16 protein-coding genes and 2 tRNA genes are annotated in these 20,148 nt (G+C 67.6%); 10 read left to right on the top strand and 8 right to left on the bottom strand.

What is annotated here, in order from left to right; all coding sequences use genetic code 11:
- Positions 1-109 precede the first annotated feature (109 nt).
- The 8 genes from ACK6C6_RS14050 to ACK6C6_RS14015 all read left to right on the top strand — a co-directional run bounded on the left by ACK6C6_RS14050 (position 110) and on the right by ACK6C6_RS14015 (position 8,036).
- Positions 110-1,453, top strand: a complete 1,344-nt coding sequence (locus tag ACK6C6_RS14050; RefSeq protein WP_409267804.1) for a lipopolysaccharide biosynthesis protein — start codon at positions 110-112, stop codon at positions 1,451-1,453.
- Positions 1,450-2,778, top strand: coding sequence for a glycosyltransferase (locus ACK6C6_RS14045; protein WP_409267803.1), 1,329 nt, complete (start codon positions 1,450-1,452; stop codon positions 2,776-2,778). Before ACK6C6_RS14050 ends, ACK6C6_RS14045 begins: the two co-directional genes overlap by 4 nt.
- Before the next feature lie 59 nt (positions 2,779-2,837).
- Entirely contained in the window at positions 2,838-4,013 is a 1,176-nt protein-coding gene (locus ACK6C6_RS14040; protein WP_409267802.1) for a hypothetical protein, read from the top strand.
- A 140-nt stretch (positions 4,014-4,153) separates the two neighbouring features.
- A complete protein-coding gene (locus ACK6C6_RS14035) occupies positions 4,154-4,351 on the top strand; it encodes a hypothetical protein (RefSeq protein WP_036211300.1) in 198 nt (65 codons plus the stop codon).
- A 121-nt stretch (positions 4,352-4,472) separates the two neighbouring features.
- Entirely contained in the window at positions 4,473-5,768 is a 1,296-nt protein-coding gene (gene serS / locus ACK6C6_RS14030) for a serine--tRNA ligase (RefSeq protein WP_409267801.1), read from the top strand.
- 94 nt (positions 5,769-5,862) lie between these two features.
- Positions 5,863-5,952, top strand: a tRNA-Ser gene (locus tag ACK6C6_RS14025).
- A gap of 353 nt (positions 5,953-6,305) precedes the next feature.
- On the top strand, positions 6,306-7,799 hold the full coding sequence (locus ACK6C6_RS14020; RefSeq protein WP_409267800.1) for an SEL1-like repeat protein: 1,494 nt from the start codon (positions 6,306-6,308) through the stop codon (positions 7,797-7,799).
- Positions 7,800-7,946: 147 nt separating this feature from the next.
- Positions 7,947-8,036: transfer RNA gene (locus tag ACK6C6_RS14015), tRNA-Ser, on the top strand.
- Positions 8,037-8,243: 207 nt separating this feature from the next.
- Here the strand turns inward: ACK6C6_RS14015 and ACK6C6_RS14010 are convergent.
- The 5 genes from ACK6C6_RS14010 to ACK6C6_RS13990 are packed head-to-tail and all read right to left on the bottom strand — an operon-like array spanning position 8,244 to position 13,323.
- Positions 8,244-9,704, bottom strand: a complete 1,461-nt coding sequence (locus tag ACK6C6_RS14010) for an efflux transporter outer membrane subunit (protein ID WP_409267799.1) — start codon at positions 9,702-9,704, stop codon at positions 8,244-8,246.
- Positions 9,701-10,588, bottom strand: a complete 888-nt coding sequence (locus ACK6C6_RS14005; protein ID WP_409267798.1) for an efflux RND transporter periplasmic adaptor subunit — start codon at positions 10,586-10,588, stop codon at positions 9,701-9,703. Before ACK6C6_RS14005 ends, ACK6C6_RS14010 begins: the two co-directional genes overlap by 4 nt.
- Before the next feature lies 1 nt (position 10,589).
- Entirely contained in the window at positions 10,590-10,796 is a 207-nt protein-coding gene (locus tag ACK6C6_RS14000; RefSeq protein WP_036211291.1) for a DUF1656 domain-containing protein, read from the bottom strand.
- Complete coding sequence (locus ACK6C6_RS13995; protein ID WP_409267797.1) at positions 10,793-12,850, bottom strand: FUSC family protein; 2,058 nt, start codon at positions 12,848-12,850, stop codon at positions 10,793-10,795. The genes ACK6C6_RS14000 and ACK6C6_RS13995 overlap by 4 nt, the downstream gene beginning before the upstream one ends.
- Positions 12,847-13,323, bottom strand: a complete 477-nt coding sequence (locus ACK6C6_RS13990; RefSeq protein ID WP_209588515.1) for a MarR family transcriptional regulator — start codon at positions 13,321-13,323, stop codon at positions 12,847-12,849. The genes ACK6C6_RS13995 and ACK6C6_RS13990 overlap by 4 nt, the downstream gene beginning before the upstream one ends.
- Before the next feature lie 158 nt (positions 13,324-13,481).
- On the opposite strand from ACK6C6_RS13990, the gene ACK6C6_RS13985 reads away from it, so the two are divergent.
- On the top strand, positions 13,482-13,676 hold the full coding sequence (locus ACK6C6_RS13985; protein WP_027867906.1) for a DUF2970 domain-containing protein: 195 nt from the start codon (positions 13,482-13,484) through the stop codon (positions 13,674-13,676).
- Between the two features lie 16 nt (positions 13,677-13,692).
- On the opposite strand, the gene ACK6C6_RS13980 is transcribed toward ACK6C6_RS13985, so the two are convergent.
- The 3 genes from ACK6C6_RS13980 to ACK6C6_RS13970 form a co-directional block, all read right to left on the bottom strand.
- A complete protein-coding gene (locus ACK6C6_RS13980) occupies positions 13,693-14,895 on the bottom strand; it encodes a family 1 glycosylhydrolase (protein WP_209588514.1) in 1,203 nt (400 codons plus the stop codon).
- 131 nt (positions 14,896-15,026) lie between these two features.
- Positions 15,027-16,406 (bottom strand): enolase C-terminal domain-like protein, encoded by a 1,380-nt coding sequence (locus ACK6C6_RS13975; RefSeq protein ID WP_409267796.1) that lies wholly within the window; start codon positions 16,404-16,406, stop codon positions 15,027-15,029.
- Positions 16,403-19,174: a glycosyl hydrolase 115 family protein gene (locus ACK6C6_RS13970; RefSeq protein WP_409267795.1), complete on the bottom strand. Its 2,772-nt coding sequence runs from the start codon at positions 19,172-19,174 to the stop codon at positions 16,403-16,405. The genes ACK6C6_RS13975 and ACK6C6_RS13970 overlap by 4 nt, the downstream gene beginning before the upstream one ends.
- Before the next feature lie 264 nt (positions 19,175-19,438).
- Between ACK6C6_RS13970 and ACK6C6_RS13965 the strand changes: the two genes are divergently transcribed.
- Entirely contained in the window at positions 19,439-20,146 is a 708-nt protein-coding gene (locus ACK6C6_RS13965) for a GntR family transcriptional regulator (RefSeq protein ID WP_409267794.1), read from the top strand.
- The last annotated feature ends 2 nt before the right edge of the window (positions 20,147-20,148 follow it).

Here is a 20,148-nt window from a genome sequence, read left to right as displayed (position 1 = left end):
GAGGCGCCACGGCGGACCGCAGGCGCCGGCGCACCCGGCACCTGGCGTGGCGTCCCGGCTCCATCCGCATTCGAACCCGACAGCGAGCACATACAGCGACGACCAGCCTATGCTGACCCAAATGAAGAGCCTGCTTGCGTCGCTGCCGCTCGGCCGCAGCCCGGATTCGCGGCGCAACCTCTCGACCGCCATCGGCTCGACGATGCTGCGCCAGATGCTCTCGAGCGCCTTGTACTTCGTCGCATTGTGGGTCACCACGCGCCAGCTCGGCCCGCACCACAATGGCCTGCTGGTGACGGCCCTGCTGTTGCCGCAAACCCTGTACGCCGTCCTGAACCTGGGCCTGGCTTCCAGTCACGTCTACCACATGAGCAGCGGAAGCCCGGATGCCGCGGCCATGCGCCGCGTCAACTGGATACTCGCTTGTGCGCTATGGGGCATGGCCGTGCTCGCGCTCGCGCTGAGCAGCGATGCCATGATCGGTCGCTACCTGCCCGGGACGAGCAAGGACACGGCCTTGTATGCCAGTCTCCTGTTTCCCGCCATGCTGCTGGCGGCCTGGACCGTATCGCTGATCCAGGGCGCGCGCGACTACGCCACGTTCAACAAGACCGCGCTGATCCAGCCCTTCACCTTCTGTGCGGGTGTGCTGGTGCTGGGCGCCAGCGGCGCCATCAGTGTCGTCTCGGTGCTGTCCTGCCATATCCTGAGCCAGGCCTCGCTGTGGCTGGCCAGCGAAGTGCGGGTGCGGCGCTACCCGGCCGCGCCCGCCGGCGGCGCGCTCGTCCTGGCGCGGATGATCGGGTATGGATTGCGGGCGCACCTGAGCAACGTGATCACCTTCCTCAACTACCGGGTCGGCCTGTATATGGTGAGCCTGCTGCTCGATCCGTCCTCGGCAGGCATCTACGCGCTCTCGGTGCAGCTGGCCGAGGCGCTATGGCTGATCGCGAGCGCGGCCTCGGTGGTCGTGTTCCCGGAGTCGGCGGCCGCCAACGGCACCCCGGCGGCGCTGCGCCAGATGGTCGGCCGTATCGCCTTGGCCGTATTCAAGATCACGCTCGTGGTGGGCATGCTGGCGGCGGCGCTGTCGACCGTATTGATTCCGTGGGCCTTCGGGAAGGATTACGCGAGTGCCGTGCTGCCCTTCATTGTCCTGTTACCGGGAATTATTACCTGGAGCTACATGAACGTCATTGCCAATTCCCTGGCTGGCATGGGGCGGCAGGGCGTCAACATCGTCGGGGCCACGCTGTCACTGGTACTGAACGGCGTCGGCTGCATGCTGGCGATCCCCACCTACGGCACCTGGGGGGCGGCGCTGGCTGCCAGCGTGGCATTCACGGCGACGGCCGCTTATACGGTGTTCATGTACCGGCGCATCATGGCCAGGCGTATCGCGCAGGAAGGCGCCGGGGCAGCAGCGGCGCCAGCCGGAGGAGACCAAGGATGACGACAACGACGATGTTGATGGTGACTTCGCTGTATCCGTATGGGAATGGCGAGACCTTTATTACAGCCGAGCTCGAACACGTCGCGCAGCACCTCGGCCATATCGAGATCGTGCCCGGCTTCTATTCCCGCGACGAGGCGCCGCGTCCGGCCCGGCAGCCGGTCAACCTGGCCTATGCGGACGGCCGCTGGGGGGCGCTGCGGGTGCCGCGGATGCTTGCCGCACTCGCGATGAGCCTGTTCAAGTACCGCTGGCTGTCCGACTTCAGGCTGATCCTGAAGCGGCCGGGCAAGCTGGCGAACTTCAAGGAGCTGGTCCGCGCGCTCTACCGGGCCAACATGTTCGAGCGCTTCTTGAAACAGCAGGAGCGCGCAGGCAAGGGCGGCTACGATGTCATCTATTTCTACTGGCTGGTCCCCGAGATCCTCGGGGCGGCGCGCTTCTCCAGAACCTCCGGCGGGAGCACCCGGGTCATCTGCCGCGCCCACCGCGGCGACCTGTACGAGGAAGTCAAGCCGGCCGGCTATGCCGGGCTGCGGCGCGAGATCATCGCCGAGGTCGACGAGATCTACTGCATCTCGGAACACGGCAAGCATTACCTGGAGCAGCACTATGCGCACCTGGCCGCGAAATTCCACCTCGCGCGGCTCGGCGTGAACGATCCGGGCTTTCTCAACCGCCAGCCCGGCGGCGGCGCGCTGAGCATCGTCTCGTGCTCCTTCGTCATCCCCAGCAAACGCCTGCACCTGCTGGTCGACGCCATCGCGCACCTGCTGGCGGCCGATCCCTCCCTGCAGGTGCGCTGGACGCATGTCGGCAACGGCCCCTTGCTCGAGGCGGTGCAAAGCCATGCCGCGAGCCGCCTGGGCCCGCGCGCACAGGCGCTGTTCAAGGGCTACCTGACGCAGGCCGAGCTGATGGACCTGTACCGCGAAGACACGTTCGACCTCATCGTCAACGTGAGCGATAGCGAAGGCATCCCGGTGAGCCTGATGGAGGCCGCTTCGGTGGGCATTCCGATCGTGGCCACCGACGTCGGCGGCAGCCCGGAGATCATCGGCGGCGCCAACGGCGTGCTGGTGCCGGCCGACGCCGACGCTGCGACGGTCGCGGCCGCCATCGCGCGCTTCAAGGACCGCGAAGCCGCCGCCGCCTGGCGCCGCGCCGCCCGCCGCTTCTGGGACGAGCGCTTCAACGCGGCCGTCAATTACGAGCGCTTCGGGCGCATCCTCGCCGGCTTGCCCTGTGCGCCGGCCGGCAGCGCCGCGCAGTTGGCCAGTACAGCGGTGCCGGCGGGGCAGGGCGGCGACCGGGTGGTCGGCTGAAACCTTGGGTACCCACGGGAGCAGGCATGCCAGCGCACCCACAAGCACGTAGCAGAAGCATGCTGGCAGCCCTGGCGCTGTTCATTCCGCTGTTCCTGCTGTTTACCCCGTTCGAACAGGGTGGGCCGAATCCGAGCATGTTCCCGAAGTATTTCTCGGCCGGCGTCTCGGCACTGGCGCTGGCGCCCCTGTTCGTCATCACCAGGCTGCGCTTCCGGGTGGAGAGCCAGCTGGTGCTGGTGACGCTGGCGATGTTCGTGTTCCATGCGCTCGTCGTGAAGCCCGTGCCCTTTCACTACCTGTTGCTGGTCCTGCTGAACGTGCTGCTGGCCGTCTTCATCTACGAGGCGAGCTTCGCGTGGCGCGCCGAATTCGTGACGGCGGTGTCCTGGCTGCTGCTGCTCAATGCCGTGGTCATCGCTGCGCAGGCACTGATGTTCCACCTGCTGGGCGCGCCGATCTTCGACTTCCACAAAATGATCTTCGGTTCCAACAGCCGCTTCGTCGAGGATTACCTCAACATCGCACGCTTTTCCGGCCTGCACGTCGAGCCGGGCACCTACGCCAACTACATCGCCTGCCTGGCCGCGATCCTGATGCTGACCTCCGAGTTCAGCGTCCGTTTCGTCTCGCTATGCTTCGTGGCCGTGCTGTCGGTGTTCGTCACCAACTCCGGCTCCTCCGTCTATTTTGTGCCGGTCATGGTCCTGCTCCTCGGCTACCTGTGGCATTCGAAGGTGCGCCTCATCCATGTTGTCGTGCTGGTCGCGTCGCTGTGCGCCTACCTGCTGCTGTCCGGCGTGCTCGAGCACCTCGAGACGCGCTTCTTCGAGCAGGACGACGGCAGCCTGTCGCACCGGATCGACGGCGTGAACGCGTGGCTGGCGCTGACCCTGGAAGAGAAGCTGATCGGCGTGGGCTTCGCGAACGATCCCTGCGTGCGCTGCTACTACCAGGACATCGGCATGATCTTCAACCTGCTGACCCGCGGCGGCATCGTCGTCGTGCTCGCGTTTGCCCTGGTGATGGGGCGCATGCTCCTCGCCAACGGCCTGGTCCTCTCCGTGCTGCTGATGCTCATTCCCATCAACGAGAAGATGTTCTTCTACGAAGCGCCGATCTGGCTCTTCATCCTGTTTGCCATGACACCCTTCGTGCGCCGCACCGCGCCGCTGCGCAGTCCGACGGACGATGCCGTGGTCGTCCCTGCCGCCGGGCCCGCGCCGGGCCACTGACACCACTCCGATCGCGCCTGGTCCGCCCTCCCTGCATTTTATGCCGCGGTTTCAGCACTTCATCGCAAGTCGATGGCTGCGGCGGTGATGCGTCGGTAAAGTTCGAGCATACCAACGCTGCAACACCAAGGGAGAACACCATGAACATCCGTAAAAACTTCGAAGCCATTTTCCTGAGCGCCGCCGCACTGGGCCTGGTCGCCAGCTACGCCACCGCCTCCGCCCGCCCGGTCGAAGTCGTCAAGCAGGAATCGGCCATCCTGATCGACTCCACCGTGCACGTGGTCGTCGTCAAGGCGCCGCGCCTGAGCGTCGCGGAAAAAGCCGGCCTGAAGTAATGCAGGGAAGGGCTGGCGCAGGGCCCGGCAGGACGGTCGAGGATACCGTTGTCGAATCTCGCTAGGATTCCCTGTCGGCTTGGTACAATTGTGTTTTCGACATACGCAAGCCCAACCCGACATGATTGACATCCAACTTCTCCGCAAAGACATCGACACCGTCGCCGCGCGCCTGGCGACCCGCAAGTTCCAGCTCGACGTGGCCGGGTTCAACGCCATCGAGGCGGAACGCAAGGCGATCCAGACGCGAACCGAGGAACTGCAGGGCAAGCGCAATTCGCTGTCCAAGCAGATCGGCATGATGAAGGGCAAGGGCGAAGACACCACGGCCGTGATGGCGGAAGTGGCCGGCCTGGGCGACGAGCTCAAGGCCAACGAGGTCGCCCTGGGTGAAGTGCAGGCAAAGCTGGCGCGCTTCATCGAAGCAGTGCCGAACCTGCCGCACGAAAGCACCCCGCAGGGCACGGACGAATCGGGCAACGTCGAAGTGCGCAAGGTGGGCACTCCGCGCACGTTCGAGTTCGAGGTGAAGGACCACGTCGACATCGGCGAAAAGCTGGGCCTGGATTTCGACACCGCCACCAAGCTGACCGGCTCGCGCTTCTCGATGATGAAGGGCGGCATGGCACGCCTGCACCGCGCGCTGGCCCAGTACATGCTCGACACCCACACCGGCCAGCACGGCTACACCGAGTGCTATACCCCGTACATGGTCAATGCCGATTCGCTGCGCGGCACCGGCCAGCTGCCCAAGTTCGAAGCCGACCTGTTCTCGGTGAAGAAGGGCGGCGCGGAAGGCGAGGGCGAGCACTTCTACCTGATCCCGACCTCGGAAGTCTCGCTGACCAACGTGGTGCGCGACGAGATCGTGGCGCTTGACGAGCTGCCCCTGAAGATGACCGCGCACACCCCATGCTTCCGTTCGGAAGCGGGCAGCTACGGCCGCGACACCCGCGGCATGATCCGCCAGCACCAGTTCGACAAGGTCGAGCTGGTCCAGGTGGTACATCCGGAGCAGTCCTACGCGGCGCTGGAAGAGATGGTTGGCCAGGCCGAGTTCATCCTGACCTCGCTGGGCCTGCCGTACCGCGTCATGTCCCTGTGCACCGGCGACATGGGCTTCTCGGCCGCCAAGACCTATGACCTCGAAGTGTGGCTGCCGGCGCAGAACACCTACCGCGAGATTTCCTCGCTGTCGAATTGCGAAGCCTTCCAGGCGCGCCGCATGCAGGCCCGTTTCCGCAATGCCGCCGGCAAGCCGGAACTGCTGCACACCCTGAACGGATCCGGCCTGGCCGTGGGCCGCACGCTGGTGGCGGTGCTGGAGAACTACCAGCAGGCCGACGGCAGCGTGATCATTCCGGAAGTGCTGCGTCCGTACATGGGTGGGCTGGAGCGTCTGGCGCCTGCTGCCTAAGTTTTTCTGCCGCGGACGAATTTGCTCTTCCGTTTTTACAAGACCATCGCTATAATGCGTGCTCTCGCTTACAAGCGACCGCAGCACCGATTTAGGAGAGGTGGCAGAGTGGTCGAATGTACCTGACTCGAAATCAGGCGTACGGGTGACCGTACCGTGGGTTCGAATCCCACCCTCTCCGCCAGTAAATGAAAAAGGCTCCCTCGGGAGCCTTTTTTATTTGCTGGCGGAGAGGAGCAAGGGTTGCAGGGCGTGGGGCGCCCTGCAACGCGGGCCTTGCGTGTGGGATTCGAAGCCTCGCGCATACTTGCGCGAGGGCGGCCCGCGGCACGTGGGCGAATCCTGTCTACCGTTCCAGCAGAGATATACAGGCTCCCATCGGGAGCCTTTTTTATTTCCCGGGACCGTTTGCGTGGGGGAGATCGACCCTGAACCGATCAGACTGCTGAGCACTTCTCATCCATTCCGAAAATAGTTGGAAATTTTTCATTCCTGGTTGCACACTTACCGCTAGTCCCACTCGGCCAGCGACCAACCATGTTGAAACCTCTCCTCGGCATCGCTCTCCTGCTCACCCTGGCGCCCGCCGGCGCCCAGGCCCCGGCCGCCCCTGCCGAACCGGCAGCCCCGGGCCAGGTGGTCAAGATCACTGGTTCCAAGTCGACGCCGACCGGCGAGAGCGCCAAGGTCTACGCCGCCAAGCGGCGCGTCCTGCGCGGAACGCTGGCGCAGAAATGCGCCCTCGACAGCGTCTACTTTTCTCAGCAGGACGACGAGGAAACCTATATCGAGCAGCTCGAGCAGATGCAGGAACCCGGCGAGCTCAGCGAGACCGGCACCCCCATGCCGTCCGCCACCCTGCAAAAATTCAATCCGAACGCCCCCTATGGCGACGCATCGAACGCGGTCGACTCCTCCTCGATCACCGGCGCGGCGTCGAGCAACAACGTGGGCCCGTGCGAGGTCGGCGACCGTCGCTTCGCCTCGGGCCGCGAGCGCATCATCCGCAACGACAAATCCTTCGCCCAGGCCCTGGAGCACCTCGATGCCAAGGAGTACGACAAGGCGGCGGCCCAGCTGGAGGCCGCCTACAGCAAGATCGGCTATCCGGAAGCGGCCGTCCTGCTGGCGAAACTGAGCCTGGACGGCCTGGGCGTGCCGCGCAGTACCGACAAGGCCTTGTACTGGCTCGACCGCGCCGCGGGGCAGCGCTTCGATGCCAGGAAGGACGCGCTGCGTTTCAACCCGAAGGAGCCGGAAGCCCTGAACGGCATGATCGAAGCGGCGCTGCTGCTCGCGCGGATCCACCAGCACGGCATCGGCGGCATCAAGCCGGACCAGGCCGCCGCGCGCAAGTGGTACGCCAAGGCCGCCGACTTCGGTTTCGTGCCGGCCCTGAATACCCTGGGGCTTGCGTCGCAGGCCGGCGCCGGCGGGCCGAAGGACCTGAAGCAGGCACGCGGCTATTTCCAGAAGGCGGCGGAAGAGGGCTATGTGCCGGCCCAGTTCAACCTGGCCAGGCTGTATTACGCCGGCGGCGAGGGAGTGGCGCAGGACTACGCGCAGGCGGGCGCCTGGTTCGCCGAGGCCGGCAAGTCCGGCCACGCCAGGTCGCTGTACGCCATGGCCCGCATGTACGACCTGGGCGAGGGCGTGAAGGCCGACCAGTCGAAGGCGATCGTCTACTACAAGGAGGCCGCCCTGAAGCTGCTGCCGGAGGCGCAGAGCGCGCTGGCCACCTATTTCTACACCGGCGAGCAGGTGCCGAAGAACCTGGCGACCGCGCGCCAGCTGTTCAACCAGGCGGCCATGGGTGGCGATTCGGAAGCCATGTTCAACCTGGCTGCCATGCTGGTGGGCGGCGAAGGCGGGGACAAGGACCTGGGCATGGCCTATGCCTGGCTCAGCCTTGCCAAGGCCAGCGGTCTTGAGCGCGCTGGACTGGCTCTCAGCCAGATCGAGCCGAAGCTCTCGGCGCAAGACCGTGCCAGGGCTGATGCGGTTCTCACGCCGTCCGCGGGCAAGAAGTGAAATATTATTTCGCCTTATCTGCTTTGGTGAAATTTTATTGCGTGTTGCAAGTAGTGGGTTAATGTAATGGAATAGTTCACCTTCCACAAATGGAAAACAGCCGCTATAATGCGGCCTCGCTTACGGCGACCACGCAGCACCGAATCAGGAGAGGTGGCAGAGTGGTCGAATGTACCTGACTCGAAATCAGGCGTACGGGTGACCGTACCGTGGGTTCGAATCCCACCCTCTCCGCCAGTAAATAAAAAAGGCTCCCTCGGGAGCCTTTTTTATTTACTGGCGGAGAGGAGGAAGCCCCCTGCGGGGCTTCCGTGTGGGATTCGAAGCCTCGCGCATACTTGCGCGAGGGCGGCCCGCGGAACGTGGGCGAATCCCACCAGCGAACAGGGCCCCTCAACGGGGCCCTGTTCGCTTAAAGCATGCGTACACGAATCCGATGCGGCATCACGGCGCGTGCCGGGCCGCCGCATTCTCCCATCCTCCCCCCAGCGCCAGGAACACCTGCGCCTGATCCGCCGCCAGCTGCGCACTCGACGCCGCCAGCATGCTCTCGGCATTGGCCAGCCCCCGCTCCGCGTCCAGCGCGCTCAGGAAGTCGGTACGCCCGGCCTGGTACAGCCTGGCCGCCTGCCTGGCCGCCAGCGCGCTCTGGTCGCGCGCCGCGCGCAGCGAGGCGTTGCGGTCGAGCTCGCGGGCGTAGACCGTCAGTGCACTCTCGGTCTCGCGCAGGGCGTTCAGCACCACCGCGTCGAAGCGCGCCAGCGCGCCGGCCGTATCCGCCTTGGCCTGGGCGATGTGCACCCGCGCCGGGCTGAGCGCCGGCAGGCTCCACGAGACCAGCGGGCCGAGGGTGAACTTCCAGGTGCTGGCGTCGCCGAACTGCTCCATGAAGCCGACGCCCCCGAAGGACGCGCCCAGGGTGATGTTCGGGTACAGCTCGGCGGTGGCGACGCCGATGCGCGCGGTGGCGGCGGCCAGCCGGCGCTCGGCCTGGCGCACGTCGGGGCGGCGGCGCAGCAGGGCGGCGCCGTCGCCGACCGGGACTGCCGAGGCCACGCGCGGCGGCGTGGCGCACTGGGCGACATCGTGTGGGAACTGGCTCGGCACCTCGCCACTCAGGACCGCCAGGCGGTACAGCGCCGTGCGGCGGCGCGCCTCCAGCGGCGGCAGCTTGGCGCGCAGCTGCTCCAGCTGGGCCTGGGCGCGGCTGTTGTCGATGGCGATGCCGCGGCCGCGCCGCACCCGCTCGGCGGTCAGCCTGGCGAATTCCTGCTGCAGCGCGACCGACTGCCGGGCCACCTTCAGCTGGTAGCCGGCCGAGCAGGCGTCGGCGTAGGCGCGCGTAGTATCGGCCGCGACCATCACGTGGGCCAGGTCGCTGGCCGCCTGCGCCGCCTCCCGGTCGGCGTGCGCCGCCTCGATGGCGCGGCGGATCCGGCCCCACATGTCCACCTGGTAGGCGACCTTGATGTCGCCGTCATAGATGCCGGTGCGCGGCAGCTGTTCCGGCAGGCCGATCGAGGCGCCGGCGATGCGGCCGTACAGGGGCGCGGCGCCCATCTCGACTTCCGGGCGCTTGTGCTCCTCGACTTCTTCCAGCACCGCATGGGCGCGTTCCAGGTTGGCGGCGGCCACGCGCAGCTCGGCGTTGGCGCTGAACGCCTTCGCGATCAGGCGGTCCAGCACCGGGTCCTGGTACAGGTGCCACCAGTCGGCCGGCAGCGGGTCGGAGGTGAACGGCGCCTCGCGCACGCCCATCAAGGGCGCATTCGCGGCCTCGCGCTTGATCACAGCCTCTTGCGGCACGCGGTAGTCGGGGCCGACCGTGGTGCAGGCGGCAAGCAGCGCGAGCGCCGTCAGCGTGAGTGCCTTGGTGGCAGTGGAGCGGTATCGCTGCATCTTCATCCCACGGTGTGCTGCCCCGGCAGCACCTTCACGGTTGCGGTCTGGCCGGCTACCAGGCGTACGCCGGCCGGCACCCGGTCGATCGCGACGCGCACCGGGATGCGCTGGGCCAGGCGCACCCAGTTGAAGGTCGGGTTCACGTTGGGCAGCATGTTGGCGCCGGTGCTGCGGTCGCGGTCGGTGATGCCCTCGGCGAAGCTCTCGACATGGCCGGCGATCGGCTGGTGCGAGCCCATCAGGGTCACCTCGACCTTGTCGCCGACCTCGATGGCGGGCAGCTTGGTCTCTTCGAAATAGCCTTCCACATAGAAGCTGCTGCGGTCGATCAGCGCCATCACCGGACGGGCGGCGGTGGCATAGGAACCCTCGCGCAGGTCGAGATTGGTCACGATGCCGTCCACCGCCGACACCACGTGCGAGCGATCCAGGTTCAGCCTGGCCGTGTCGCGGTCGACGATCGCCTGGGCCAGCGCGGCCCGTGCCTGGTCGCTGCGGGTCTGGCCCTGCTCGCGGGTCTCCTGCGATACCAGGTCGTCCAGCTCGGCATTGCGGCGGTGTTCGCGCAGCGCCTGGGCCAGGGCGGCTTCGGCGGCGCCCACCCGGGCCTCGGCCTGGCGCAGCGCCAGCGCGAAGCGCGCGCGGTCGATCTCGAACAGCGGGGCGCCGGCGGCGACACGCTGGTTGTCGTGCACGTAGACCCGGGTGACCTGGCCGGTCACGTCGGGCGCCACCTGCACCACATAGGCCTTCACGCGGCCGTCGCGGGTCCAGGGTTCGAGCTCGTAGTGGCGCCACAGTTGCCAGCCCGTCCAGGCTGCGCCGGCGGCCGCCAGCAAGGTCAGCCCGACGCGGCCGGCCGCCGGAAGGAAGTTTTTCGTTGCCATATCAGGACCAGTTGCGTGTGAGGTAGGCCAGCGCGCCGAGCACGATGACGAACAGGGAAAAATCGAACAGTGCCGGGTGCCACACCCGGCGGTAGAAGCCGGTGCGGGCCAGCGCCAGGTTGAGGATGCGGCACACCACCAGCGCCGCCAGCGCCAGCAGCAGCAGCGGAGGAAGGTAGAGGCCGTAGATGCTGACTTCGCCGATCATGTGGCGTCCTTGCTGGATGGGGTTGGGACAGGCGCCTGGTAAGGCAGCGCGTGCGGGAACAGGTCGCGGCGCATGCCGGTGAGGGCGGCGAGCGCCTCGCGCTGGCCGGCGCCGGCCGGGCCCGCGCAGATCGCGCGCAGGGCGTTGTCGAGGGAGGCCAGCAGGCGCGCTTCGCCTTCCCTGGCAAGGGCCGGCAAGCCGGCGAAATGGCGCGCCAGCTGCGTCATCACGGGCTTGACGGCGGCTTCGCCGCGTCCGAGGCGGGCGCGCACGGACTGCAGCAGGGTCATGTTCAGGCCGATGCGCAGGTCGCGCAGGGCGTCGGCCGCCTGCAGGTCCTGGCGCGCGCCGGCCAGCGCCAGGCGCGGCGTGAGCAGGCCGACGCGGTCGACCATGCGCGCCGAGAACTCGGCCGGCGAGGCCACGCGCTCGCCGCTGCCCAGGCGCGACAGCTCGCGCCAGCCGGCCTTGAGCACGCGGCGCGCGGTCCAGGCGGCGCCGACGCTGCGCAGCACCCGGGTGGTCAGGACGGCGGCGGCCAGGCCCAGGACCTGCGCCAGCATGCCGTTGGCGAAGGACACGACATCCGCGTTGTGGGTGTCGACCAGGGCCAGGGCGCCGCAGATGCCGAACACGAAGGGCAGGGCGCGCCCGAAGGTCGAGGGCCGCGCCACCAGCACGCCCAGCACCAGGAAGGTCGGCGCGCAGGCCAGCACCAGCGCCTCGAAACCGTGCACGGCCGGCAGGATGGCCAGCAGGTACAGGGCCGCCACCGGGATCGAGTAGATCGTCCAGGCCAGGAAGCTCTGGATGAAGGGCGCCGGATCGTCCTGGGTCGAGAAGAAGCAGCACAGCACCGCGGCCATCATCGGCGCCGCCGCGCCGGCCGGCCAGCCGGTCAGGATCCAGAACGCGCAGCACAGCAGCACGGCCACGACGGCGGCAAAGGCCGACAGCAGCGCCATCCCGCGGTCCTGGTGCAGGGCGCTGGCCGGAACGCCCGGCAGGTGACGCAGCGCCTGCGGCAGGCGCCCGTGCACGCCGGCGTCGATGTGCTGGCGCAGCGCGCGCGTCTCGACGCACAGGTCGACCAGCATGTGCAGGCGCGCCGCCAGGTTCGTCTCCAGCATCCCGCTCCAGCCGAGTTCCCGGTGCGGGGCCGGGGCCAGCGCGTCGATGCGCGCATGCAGGGCGGCGCCCCGTTCGGCGAGCGAGACTTCCTTCGGGGTCTCGGTCAGCGCCGTCACTTCCTGCAGCAGCGTGCTCCAGCGCGCCGACACGTCAGCAGCGTCGAGTTCGCGCAGCGCCGCCAGCCGGTCCTCGATGGCCGAGACGACAGGCACGAACTGCGCCAGGCGCTCCTGCAGCGCGTTGACGGCCTTTTCGGTCCAGCGCAGGTGCGAGGTGTCGAAGGGCAGGTGGGTGCTCATCAGGCGCAGTTCGGTGATGTCGCCGGAGAGCCTGCGGCGCTCGCCCGCGCTGCGCGGGTCGCCCGCCGGCTTGAGCGCATCGCGGATCCAGTGGTGGGCGTCTCGCACCGCGCCGTCGAGGCGTCCCAGCAGCACCGGGGCGAAGCTCTGCGGCAGCACCAGGCTGTGCACCAGCGTCGCGCAGGTCATGCCCAGCACGATTTCCTCGACCCGTGCGAGCGCGATGTCGAAGATGGCGCCCGGATCGCTCACCGCCGGAAAGCCGATCAGGCCCGCCGTATAACCGGCCAGCATCAGGAGGTAGGAGCGCGGGGTGCGGTCCAGCAGCGAGAAGTACAGGCAGCCGCCGATCCACAGGGCGAGGGCGAGCGACAGCAGTTCAGGAGCATTCGCCAGGTGCGGCACCAGGAGGGTGACCGCGACCGCGCCGAGGACGGTGCCGCCGGCGCGGTACATTCCCTTGGAGCGGGTCGGCCCGGCAAAAGGGGCGGAGACGACGTAGGCCGTCATCATCGCCCAGAACGGGCGCGGCAGGCCGATGCGCATCGAGATGTATACCGCGAGCATCGCTGCCGCGAAGGACTTCACGGAGAACAGGATCTCCGACCTGCTGGCCAGCTTCATGCGTCCCTGGATGCGTCGGCGCCGTCGGAGGTGATGTTGGCGATCGCGGCAGGCAGGCCGGACAGCACGCGCAGGCAGGCTTCCACGTCGCTTGGTGCGAAGGCGCCGAACAGCTTGCGGCGGAAGGGGCGCAGGGCCTGGTCCATCTGTTCCGCGGCCTGGCGGCCGTCGTCGGTCAGGCGCAGGATCCGGGCGCGGCGGTCGTTCGGGTCTTCATGGCGCTCCAGCAGGCCGGAGGCGATCAGCTGGTCGACCACGCGCACCAGCGACGAGGCCTCCAGGCCGAGCGCCACGGCCAGCACGCCGGGCCGCACGCCGTCCGCGCCGAAGCGGCTGATCAGGAGCACCGGCAGGCCGGTCGCCTGCGACAGGCCATAGTCGGCCGCCACCTTGTCCGCCGCGGCGCGATAGGCGCGCGAGGCATAGGTCAGGGCGGAGGTGAGGCTGCCCAGGGTCTGGTCCGACAATTCCATGGTTATTTTGGATGCTGATTGTTGCGGTGCAAAAGTTTAGCATGCGAAGTAATTGCCCGCAACCGGAGGGGCAGGCCTGCGCGCACTTCCGTGGTTGAAATCCACGTCAAGCGCTACACTGTCGGGCTGGTGCTGTCCGTCATCGCAAGGAGGTATTCATGGTACAGAAACGTTCATTCCTCGGCACGCTCGCCGCGATCGCCTGGTCCTTCATCGGCCTGCGCCGCAAGCGCGATTTCGACGTCGATGCGGAAGGCGCCTTCAACCCGCTCTACGTCTTCATCGCCGCCCTGCTGGCGCTGGTCGTCTTCATCGGCGCCCTGATGCTGGCGGTGCGTTTCGCGGTGTCGTGATATCCGCCGCTTGCCGCTAGCGCAGGAAGATGAAATCGTTCCCCACCCGGTGCCGCCAGGTCCGGATCAGGTCGCGGTAGGCTTCGCCCACCGGCCGCACACGCCGCTCCAGGTCGCACAGGCCGTACTGGTTGACCGTGCCTGCATCCAGGGTGAGCGCGCTGTCCCAGTCGACCTGGTCGATCAGGCTGTACCAGGTAAAGCCCAGGATCGGTACGCCGTCCGATTTCAGGCGCACCAGGTTCGACCACTGCTTGTCGAGCCAGGCGCGCGCATCCTTTTCGCCGGTGCCGGCGTCGCGGTTGTTGGTCTCGGTGTGCATCACCGGAATGCGGTAGCGGTGGTAGTACTGCTGGGTGATCACGTAGTAGCCGAACAGTTCGCAGGAGGTGGTGCTGCCGTCCGGCTTGATGACGTGCTCGTTGGTGGCGTAGTAGTCGTTGCCCATGATGCAGACCGGCTTGACGCTGCGGTTCAGGAAAAAGTGGTAGTCCTTGCGCGTCATGCCGTGGTCGAACAGGTACTCGTACATCCTGCCGCTGACGTCGTGGCCATAGGTCAGGTCGAGGGCCAGGAAGCGCAGCTCGTTCATGTGGCGCGCGATCTCGGTGGCCTCGGGGCCCGAAGGGTGGTAATACTCGGACGATTCGCTCTGGATGAACTTGGCGTCCGGCCGCACCATCATGATCGCTTCGGTGGCCAGGATGTTGGCCCGCGCCAGGTTGCGCATGGCGGTAACAAAAGCCCGGTCGGAGCGCAGGCGCTCGTTCCACAGGCCTTCGTGGGCCGAGAACTTGGCGGTGATGTAGATCTCGTTGATCGGCGTGTACAGGTCGACCCAGGGATAGCGCTTCGCAAAAGCGGCCGCGTACTCGGTGAAGTAGGGCACGAACTCGGGGTTCTGGAAGTTGCCCAGCCAGTCGGGCACGCCGAAGTGGCACAGGTCGACGATCGGCTTGATGCCGCGCTCGCGGATCTCGGCGAAGACCTCGTCGGTGAAATCCCAGTCGTAGCGTCCCGGCCCCTGGTGCACCCGGTAGTAGGGCGGGCCGTAGCGCAGCGCGTCGATCCCGAGCGCGCTGACCAGGGACAGGTCTTCCTTCCAGTGCCGGTAATGGCCGGTCTTTTCCATTTCGTCGACGCGCAGCCCGGCGCCGTCGCGTCCGGCAACGACCGGGTAGCTGCCTTCGATCCCGGTCGCAAACATGAAGCCTTGCATGGCACGCTCCTTATTCCTGCACTGGCGAATCCATCATCCCGCCAAATCAGGGCGTCATGCAAGCCCAAAGCCGTAACAATTGGTGTCCGTGGGCTTCCGCGCAACAGTCCCAGATGTGAACCGCGATCCGCTCAGCGCGCGTAGCTCGGCCGTTTCGGATCGTAGGTCCAGCCGGGGAACAGGTAGCGCATCGCCAGCGCATCGTCGCGCGCGCCCTGCGCGACCTGCTGGTACAGGGCGTGCGCCGCCTCGATGCGTTCGAGGTCCGGTTCGATGCCCAGGCCGGGACGATCCGGCACCGCGACCGCGCCGTCGACGATCTGCAGGGGCTCGCGGGTCAGGCGCTCCTCGCCTTCCTGCCAGATCCAGTGGGTGTCGATCGCCGTGATGCGGCCCGGCGCGGCCGCCGCCGCATGGGTGAACATGGCCAGCGACACGTCGAAGTGGTTGTTCGAGTGCGAGCCCCAGGTCAGGCCCCAGTCGTGGCACAGCTGGGCCAGGCGCACCGAGCCGCCCATGGTCCAGAAGTGCAGATCGGCCAGCGGAATGTCGACCGCGCCCAGCAAGTGCGAATGTCCCATCTGGCGCCAGTCGGTGGCGACCATGTTGGTGGCGGTGCGCACGCCTGTCGCGCGTTTGAACTCGGCCATGATCTCGCGCCCCGAATAGCCCTGCTCGGGGCCGCAGGGGTCTTCGGCATAGGCCAGCAGATGGCCGTATTCCTTGCAGACCGCGATCGCATTAAACAGCGGCCAGGCGCCGTTCGGATCGACCGTGCAGCGGGCCTCCGGCCGGCGCCGCTTGATGGAGGCGATCGCCTCCAGCTCGTCCTGCGCCGACATGACGCCGCCCTTGAGCTTGAAGTCCTGGAAGCCGTAGCGCTCGGCCGCCGCGTCGGCCAGGTCGGCAATCGCTTCGGTGCTCAATGCCTCGCGCCCGCGCATCGCGTACCAGTCGTCGCCGCCGCGCTGGGCGGCGTAGCCGAGGTCGGTGCGCCGGCTGTCGCCGATATAGAACAGGTAGGCCAGCATCGGCACGCGCTCGCGCTGCTGGCCGGCGCCCAGCAGTTCGCAGACCGGCACGCCGAGGTGCTGGCCCAGCAGGTCGAGCAGCGCCGCCTCGACCGCGGTGATGACGTTGTCGAGCCGCAGGTTGATCTCGTGCGGCTGGCGCAGCACGGCGGCTTCCGCGGCCGAGCTGACCTGGTGCTGCATTGTCCCCGCGTGCGCGCCATGGCTGGCGCGGATCGCGTTCAGGGTGCGCTGGTAGCGGGCGACCTCCGTGCCCTCCACCAGCGGCACGGCGTTCTGCAGCGCCTTCAGGATGCCGTCGCCGCCGGGCACTTCGCCGATGCCCAGGCGCCCGTCGCTCGACTCCAGCAGCACCAGGTTGCGGATGAAGTAGGGGCCATGGGCGCCGCACAGGTTGAGCAGCATGCTGTCGCGGCCCGCCACCGGGATGACGCGCATGGCGGTGATGGTGGGGCTCGAAGAGATAGGTGCAAGGTTCATGGGTCGGATGGCGGCATGCCGTAGTAGTGGGGGGCGCCGTCCAGGACGACGTCGATGCGGTCGAGTACGACGCCGGGATCGAGTGCGTACACGCGCAGCCTGTGCACGCCCGGCTTGAGCCTGGCCAGCGTGGTGCTGCGCACCGCCATGTTGGACAGGACGTTCTGCTTCCATTCGTCGCTGCGCCCCACGGTGGTGTAGTCGAAGGTCTCGAGCGGCCCGTCGTCGAGCTGGACGGCGATGCGCAGGCGGTGTTCGGACGTCAAGGCGTGCACGGGCACGGCGACGAAGCGGAGAGTAGCGCCGCCTTCGCTGCGGGTCTGGAAGCGGTATTCGAGCGGCTTGGCCTTGGTGAGCGACGCGACGCTGCGCTGCGGCAGGTCGAGGCGGGCGCGCATGGCTTTGCCCGAGGTGCCGAGGCCGGGCTGCGCTTCCCAGTCGCCACCGGCTGCCGCGCTCCCGGCGGGCAGGGTCACGATACGCTCGCGTTCGCCGGGCAAGGCCTGGTCGCCCGCGCTGTGCGCCTGCACGTTCAGCGTGATTTGCTTGCCGCCGCATTCGAGCGCCAGCAGCGGCCTGGCCGAGCCGTCGTAGTCCAGCGTGATGCGCTGCTCGTAGCCATTCGATGCGTCCAGCCTGCCGCCCCGGACCTGCGCGCGCAGGCCCTGGGCGCCGGGGGCGACCGACCACGCCGCCGCTTCGCCGCCATAGCTGACCAGGGTCACGGTACGGCTGGCGGCCCGGCCGGCCGGCAGCACCAGGGTGCTCGCCTCGACCGAATGCGGCGCGGGATAGATCAGGCCGCAGCCGCGCCGCGCGGACGCCGTCCAGGACGGATAAAGCGGTTCCGCAAACACGGGAAGCCGGCGCGGCGCGATGTCCATCATGTGGGCCCACTTGCCGCCGCCGAGCGCGTTGTAGGCGGCGGCATCGCGCAGCAGCGCCGCATGCGCCTCCTGCGCCTGGCGGGTGTAGAAGGCGGAGGAGGGGCGTTGCTGCAGCGCGTACTCGGCGGCGAGGTCGAGCTTCAGGATGCGCTCGTTGAGCCTGGCGCTGGAGCGTACCGGGTAGAGAACCAGCTGGAAATAAGCGTCGCGCAGCTCGGCCGGCAGGCGCTGTTCAATGGCCTCGGCGCGCGCCACCAGCGCGGCGTAAGCCGCCAGGCGCCGCTCGGCCTCTTCGCCGCCGCTGCGCATATACTCCGTGCCGCGCACGGGGCGCGTCGGTTCGGTCTGGCTCCAGCCCATGAATTCGGGGCGGCGCTCCCAGACCAGGCGGTAGTACTCCTGCTGGATGGCGGCGATCTCTGCGCCGTGTTCGGCGCCGAAGGCCTGCGCGGCCCAGGCGCTCAGATGACGCGCCGGGTCCTGGCGCAGCACGCTCGCATCGAAAGCGGCGTCGAGGAAGTACTGGGTCAGGTATTCGTTCGGCTTGATGTCGCCCACGTTCACTACCCACATGCGGCGCGCGCCCGTGCTCCAGGCCCGATCGAGCTGGTCGCGGATCAGGGCCGGGTGGGTCGTGCCCAGCCACAGGTAGTCGTGCGGGCGGCCCCAGTAGGAGATGTGGTAGTAGATGCCGTTGCCGCCTGGACGGGCGCGTTCCTTCGCCGTGCCCAGCTGGTGCAGGTAGCCGTAGTTATCGTCCGGCCACACCAGGCTGACGTCGCCGGGCACCTTCAAACCGGCGTTGTAGTAGTCCAGCACCTCCTTGTACATCGTGAACACGGTGGGGATGCTTGACGCCGGCTTGCCCAGGCTGCGGGCGAGCATGTCGCGCTGCAGCTTAACCACCTGCTGCACGGTGTCGCGCGCATGTTCCGGGCTGGTGGCGCCTTCCATGGCCGAGTCGTGCACGCCGCGCAGGCCGAGCGTGTAGACGTTCTCGAAACCCTTGACCTCGTCGACGCGTTCCTGCCAGTAGCCGAGCAGGCGATCGCGGTTGCTGAAGAAGTTGAAGGGGCCGTCGGATTTCTTCCATTCGCCGACGTTGTTGCGCATCATCGGCTCGGCATGCGAGCTGCCGACCAGGATCGCGTAGTCGTCCGCCACCTGGGCATTGCCCGGCACGGTGTAGAAGGCGCGGGTGGAATCGTGCATGGCCGGCCAGACCAGGTTGGCCTTGAGGCGCCACATCAGTTCGAACACGCGCGCGTAGGTACGCGGGCCGATGTCCCTGGCCGGATCGAAGGTCTTCGCGGCCCAGGGCTGCAGGCCCCAGTCCTCGTCGTTGATGAAGATGCCGCGCCAGGCCACGGAAGGCGCGGGCGACAGGCGGCGCTCCCCATCCAGGGAGAGGCCGGCGCGGCGGCGCGGCGTGACGTCGGCCCACCATTCCCAGGGCGAGATGCCCAGTTCGCGCGAGGCGTCCACCACGCCGTAGACGGCGCCGCGGCGGTCGGCCCCCGCGACCAGCAGCACGCTGCGGCCGCCAACCGTGCCGGCGGCGCGGATGTAGCGCTCCTGATGGCCGGCGAGCGGCGCCAGGTCGACGCCCATCGCCCGCGCGACCTGCGTTACCAGGGGCGAGCCGATGGCGCCGATCACGATGCAGCGCTCGCGGCAGTCGTCCAGGCTGTCGGTGCGGGTCGCGGAAAACCCGGTCAGTTGCTGCAGGTCGCGGCCGAGCAGCTCGCCGGCAAGGCGATAGGTAGCCTGCGCGTCGGTGACGATGACCGGCAGGCGCCCATCGGCGTCCATGGAGAAAGGCGCGGAATGGGCGAAGCCGTGTGCGAGCAGAAGGCTCAGAGCGAGAAGGCGTGGTGTCATGTTGGGCACATTGCGCTAATGTATTAGTGCATTATATCGAGTTTGCATGGGAGAATATGCATCGATCAGAAACGCTCACGTCGCTGAGTGGGACGCGATGGGCTTCCCGGGCCTGCCTCCACCGAAGACCCCAGGCCGCCCTCGTTCGACTGGCACTAATGTGCTAGCATCTTGTCAATTCGGCAGGAGCCAGACTGGTACTTCGCCGCCACGCGCCGCGTGGAGCTTCGAATAACAATCATGCAGCCTTTGATGGCTTCAACAATGGAAACAATCGCATTCAGCGGCCCGTTCACCCTCGACCGATCGCGCCAGGCCGCGGTCCAGGTGTACGAATACCTGCGCGAGGAAATCGTCAACCTCACGCTCAAGCCCGGAACCCTCCTGTCGCGCAACGAATTGTCGGCGCATTTCGAGCTGTCCGTCACTCCCATCCGGGATGCCCTGATGCGCCTCGAGGAAGAAGGATTGGTCGACATCTACCCGCAGCACGCGACGCGCGTGCGCGGCATCAGCATCGCCTCGGCGCGGCAGGCCCATTTCCTGCGGCTGTCGATCGAGCTCGAGGTGGTGCGCACGCTGGCCCGGAAGAACGACGCGGCGCTCGGCCAGTCTCTGCAAAGCCTGGTGCTGCAGCAGCGCGCGGCGCTCAAGGCGAACGACCTGGAATCCTTCTACCGGGTCGACCATGCCTTCCACCGCCAGCTCTACGTCGCGGCCGACGTCGAGGAATTGTGGCGCCTGATGCGCCATCGCAGCGGCAACATGGACCGCCTGCGCCGCCTGCACCTGCCGCTCAACGGCAAGGCCGACCAGATCCTGAAGGACCATGGCGCCATCGCCGACGCGGTCGCACAGGGCGATGCCGCCGCGGCCGAGGCGGCGGTGCGGCGCCACCTGTCGGGCACGCTTTCGGAGCTGGATGCGCTGCGCGAGCGATACCCGAACTACTGGATGCCGGGAGCGGACTGAGC

This window comes from Massilia sp. BHUDP2 (assembly GCF_046236355.1).
Classification (GTDB): Bacteria; Pseudomonadota; Gammaproteobacteria; order Burkholderiales; family Burkholderiaceae_D; genus Telluria; species Telluria varians.
The sequence above is the reverse complement of the archived record's forward strand: the minus strand, read 5'-3'. Positions and strand labels throughout refer to the sequence as shown.